A 4,705-nucleotide genomic window follows, 5' to 3' on the forward strand; every position below is an offset into this window, starting at 1 on the left:
CAACGCCCTCGGCCTGATCGAGCGCGCCGACGGTCCGCGCACCGATGTGCAGGACGTCACCCTCTATGCCTACGACAGTCGCGGCAACCTGACCCAAGTGACCAACGCCCTCGGCCAGGTCACCCGCCTCGGCGACTATGACGAGCGCGGCAAGCCCGGCAGCATCACCGATGCCAACGGCGTCACCAGCAGCCTCGCCTACACCGGCGTCGACGGCTGGCTGGCCTCCGTCAGCACCGCTGGCAGCACCACCCGCTTCGACTATGACGCGGTCGGCCAGATCACCCGCGTCACCCGCGGCGACGGCAGTTGGCTGAGCTACGAATACGACGACGCACGGCGGCTGGTGGCGATCGGCAACAACCTCGGCGAACGCCTCGAATACGACGTCGACACCAAGGGCAATCGCACCGCCCAGCGCATCAAGGACGCCAGCGGCAGCCTGGTGCGCCAGCAGCAATGGGCCTACGACGAGCTTGGCCGGCTGCTCCGCGCGGTCGGCGCCGGCGGCCAGACACGCAGCTTCGCCTACGACCTCAACGACAATCCGGTCGGCGAAACCAACCCGCGCCAGTTCGCCCACAGCCAGGCCTTCGACGCCCTCGACCGGCTGGTCGGCCAGAGCGATCCCCTCGGCGGCAAGACCCAACTCGCCTACGACGCCCAGGACAACCTCACCGAGGTCAAGGACCCGCGCGGCGTCACCACCCGCTACGAATACGACGGCCTCGGCAACCTGACCCGACTGGTCAGCCCGGACAGCGGCACCACCACCTTCGAGCACGACGCCGCCGGCAACGTCATCCGCCGCACCGACGCTCGCGGTGCGGTCACCGAGTATCGCTACGACGCCCTCAATCGCCTGATCGAGCGCCACTCGCCGAGCGACCCGAGCCTCGACGTACAGTACCGCTACGACCTCACCGCCGACGGCAATAAAGGCATCGGCCGCCTGGGCGCCATCGAAGGTGCCCGCGACAGCCTGGTGTACCGCTACGACGAGCGCGGCAACCTGGTCGAGCAGGTACGCAGCATCCGCCTCGACCAGCAGACCCTGCTCGACCGCGTGACCTACCGCTACGACGCGGCCAACCAACTGCTGGAGATCGGCTACCCCTCCGGCCTCGCCATCGGCTACCCGCGCAACGCCGGCGGCCAGGTCGCCAGCGTGACCCTGGCAGTAGGCGACAAGGCGCCGAGCCCCCTGGTCGGGCAGATCGCCTACCTGCCCTTCGGCCCGCTGCAGCGCCTGACCTGGGGCAACGGCATCACTCTCAGCCGCGAGTACGACCAGGACTACCAACTACTGCGGCAGAAGGTCGGCCCCTGGCAGAGCGACTACCAGCACGATGCCAATGGCAATATCCAGCAGCACCGCCATAGCCTCTGGGGCACCCTGGACTACCAGTACGACCCGCTGGACCGCCTGACCGAGGAACGCGGCGTCCAGGGCGGGCGCAGCTACGCCTACGACGCGGTCGGCAACCGCACCCAACGCAGCGACAACCCCGCCTCAGGCGGCACCGCCAGCAGCCAGGACTACCAGTACGCGCCCGACAGCAACCGATTGACCGCCATCGGCGCGCAAGCGGTGACCAGCGACGCCGCCGGCAACCTCACCCAGGACCGCGCCGCGCGCAAACTGGCCTACGACGCCCAGGGCCGCCTGCAAAGCGTCAGCCTCGACGGCCAGCAGGTCGCCGAATACCGCTACAACGCCCTCGGCCAACGCATCGTCAAGCTCACCCCCGAGAGCGTCACCACCTACCTCTACGGTCCCGACGGCCAGTTGCTCGGCGAAGCCGAACACGACGGCAGCGGCCGGAAACTGCGAGCCCAGTACTACCTGTGGCTGGACAGCCTGCCGCTGGCCACCATCGACGCCGACTACGACGCCCAGGGCAAGGTCGGCAACCCGACCCTGCTCTACCTCCATGGCGACCACCTCGACACCCCGCGCCTGGCCACCGATGCCAGCGGCCAGATCGCCTGGCAGTGGCAGTCCGACGCCTTCGGCCGCGGCGAAGCGCTGAGCCAGGGCAGCACCCAGGTCAACCTGCGCTTCCCCGGGCAGTACTACGATGCGGAGAGCGGGCTGCACTACAACTACTTCCGCGACTATGATCCGGAGACTGGGCGGTATGTGGAGAGTGATCCGATTGGGTTGGCAGGAGGGTTTAACACATTCGCCTATGTAGGAGGAAACCCTCTTTCTTTTGCGGATACTCTTGGGCTCCACCCAGGCGATAAACTATTCGGTTTGCCTAAAGCTTTCTGGAAATGGTTCCACAAACAGGGAGACATGAACGACCTGAAAGGACCTAATGGACAAGTATCCAAAGAAATAGCCGAAGACTACCATCGAGAATGGCTAAATAATGGTAAGCCAAGCCCTGACAGCAAGGGGCGATCTAGCCCAATTAATGAAATTTTAGATTCAATACCGCCTCTAATACTCCCTCCTGGCTTTGAGGAAGCGTGCGAAATTAACCCTACAATGTTTGGCTGCCCAAAGCCCAAAATACCCATGTGCTAAAATCCACAGGAAAGAAGACAATGTCATTTGAGTGCACTTTAGAAATAACCGCAAACTCTAGCCAAAACTTCAGTTCATCTAAATTTTATGTAAGCCTACCTAAACAATATGCATACAAAGAAAATCAAAAGAATGGAAATATTTCAGTGTCTTCAAACGACTTCAGCTTCTCAAGCTGGCCAGAGTTTGAAAAGAACACTTACGATTTCCTTGAAAATCTAAATTTTATGAGCAGTGAAAAAGAGCTTGATGCTCTGGCTTTAAGAATTGCCATTTACTATGACATCGAGGAAACCGTCATATTTCCTTTCTGCTTTTCTAACGGCTTAATTAAAAAAGCTTACGAAATGAAACTATCTCTGGAAATCAATGGCTATCCATGCTCCAGCGAGAGCTAACAGAGGAAAAGGGAGAGTAGTAAAAAAGAGGAAAAAGGGGACAGATTTATTTTTACTACTATAATTTCAGCAACCGCCCACGCCAAACCACTCAAAGCGAATAACTCGCTAAACCAATTGCCCTTACCTAGGGCATCGCGGAGCCTCCTCACGGTGTCTGCACTGGAGCCTCTCTGCTCAGAGAATTAGAGTAGGGAAAATAAATCTGCCCCCTTTATTCGCCCTTTATTCGCTTTGGGTAATTAGCGTCAACGCACATTTCGCGCAATCAAGAGAGCGCGCTCTATCATGTCTTGGGTGATATACGGAACAAACCCTAATCTGTCACCCTGCTCGAAGCTGAATTGATAATTTGCAAGACAGCTAACGTCTCCAGCTATCGCCAAAGCTGCCAAGTGCCGCAACGGCATAGCACCCTTCGAATTTGTTGGCAAAGCTCTATAAGCTGCCAAGCCTTTTTCTATATCTTGAGCAGAAGCCCAAGATATAGCACTTTGAGAAAGTCTAACGACATCATCCAGTGAGAAACCGACTATTTTCTCCGGCACGTCATTACTCACAATAATCGGCACATAATTACTGGCCTCACCCAAAACGAATGCAACTGCCGCCGTAAAATTCTTCGTAGAAACAGATGGCATTAATGAAACCCTAAAATGATCAGAGCGCCTCCCTATAGTTGGAATAATCTGAACCTGGACTTCACCAATGTCCATTAGGCAAAAATGATCCCCAGCCTCATCTTTGTCGCATCTCCAGCCAAGCCCTTCTAGAGCTGACAATATCTCTATTTCTTTCACTACTTAGCACCTGGAAAATTCATGACCTCAACCGGAATTCCATTGGGATAGCCTTCTTGAGAAAAGGGACAGAAAAGGGGACAGATTTATTTTTCCTACTCTAATTTTGACTAGTGTTTATATTTCTCATTCCCACTGTATACCACTGCCGATCTTACCACACTGAACCACGTGAAGCGGATAGTTCAGTAAAACCACTCGCCTCTGCCTAGGCCTCGCGAAGCCTCCTTACGGCGTCTGCACTGGAGCCTCCCTGCTCAGAGAATTAGAGTAGGGAAAATAAATCTGTCCCCTTTATGCTGTCCGAGGCCGGTGTTTGAAAAAGCAAACGATGCATGCTTTAAAAACTACGACTTCAAACTCTTCAAGTGTTTGAATGGACCTTCCTCTAAGTCAAATCCCATATCCAGGGCTAATTGTACAGCCTCGCGATATTCCTCATCCGTGATAGATACATCATATTCACAAATATGGTCACACAGGACTTCAAAAGCCAGACTTTCCTCATTGTATCCAACATAGTCTAGTGCTCCCTGAAGCAGCGTAGACTCTAGCCGCCCCTGGAATCTCTCCCCAAATTTGACAATACGATCAGCGTACATAAAAGACCTATTTAATGGGCTTATAAGGTGGGATAGGTGCGTTGTCGGGGAAGGCTGTGATCACCTTTCCTGTAGCGGGCTGATAAACAACGCGCATACGGACTCCATCACGAACCTCATAAGCAACCCATTTAGCGGGATCACCCTTGCTTGTATAAACCCCACCAGTTCCTGTTTGGGCATACCATTTGGTACTAGGGGACGTCGCAATATCACCAACCTCGTGAACTATCTTATCTGCCGACCAGTTTTGAGGGAAAACTGTCTTCCCTGCCTGCCCCGGCCACATATGGCCACCACTCCCAGGTTTGTCGCCATACAAAATATGCTGTTTAGCTTCGTGGGAAAGAATATCGACATAACCTTTAC

5 protein-coding genes are annotated in these 4,705 nt (G+C 55.5%); 2 read left to right on the forward strand and 3 right to left on the reverse strand.

Going from position 1 to position 4,705, the window contains the following annotated elements; translation table 11 throughout:
* Together FFS27_RS28690 and FFS27_RS28695 are read left to right on the forward strand one after the other, a co-directional pair.
* The coding region (locus FFS27_RS28690; RefSeq protein WP_256659695.1) for an RHS repeat domain-containing protein at nt 1-2,536 on the forward strand (2,536 nt) is incomplete at its 5' end.
* Nucleotides 2,537-2,556: 20 nt separating this feature from the next.
* A complete protein-coding gene (locus tag FFS27_RS28695; protein ID WP_023101226.1) occupies nt 2,557-2,934 on the forward strand; it encodes a hypothetical protein in 378 nt (125 codons plus the stop codon).
* A gap of 248 nt (nt 2,935-3,182) precedes the next feature.
* Here the strand turns inward: FFS27_RS28695 and FFS27_RS28700 are convergent, their stop codons facing one another.
* The 3 genes from FFS27_RS28700 to FFS27_RS28710 form a co-directional block, all read right to left on the reverse strand.
* Nucleotides 3,183-3,734 carry a DUF6990 domain-containing protein gene (locus FFS27_RS28700; RefSeq protein ID WP_071537948.1) on the reverse strand — a complete coding sequence of 184 codons (552 nt, stop codon included), beginning with the start codon at nt 3,732-3,734 and terminating at the stop codon, nt 3,183-3,185.
* 347 nt (nt 3,735-4,081) lie between these two features.
* Entirely contained in the window at nt 4,082-4,336 is a 255-nt protein-coding gene (locus tag FFS27_RS28705) for a MafI family immunity protein (protein ID WP_071537721.1), read from the reverse strand.
* Between the two features lie 7 nt (nt 4,337-4,343).
* On the reverse strand, nt 4,344-4,705 hold a 362-nt coding region (locus tag FFS27_RS28710; protein WP_171019249.1), incomplete at its 5' end, for an EndoU domain-containing protein.

Source organism: Pseudomonas sp. 2VD, assembly GCF_005503585.1.
GTDB lineage: Bacteria > Pseudomonadota > Gammaproteobacteria > Pseudomonadales > Pseudomonadaceae > Pseudomonas > Pseudomonas aeruginosa.

Coding starts and splice junctions, on each gene's coding strand:
- FFS27_RS28695 (WP_023101226.1), top strand. CDS start 2,557: ATGTCATTTGAGTGCACTTTAGAAATAACCGCAAACTCTAGCCAAAAC.
- FFS27_RS28705 (WP_071537721.1), bottom strand. CDS start 4,336: ATGTACGCTGATCGTATTGTCAAATTTGGGGAGAGATTCCAGGGGCGG.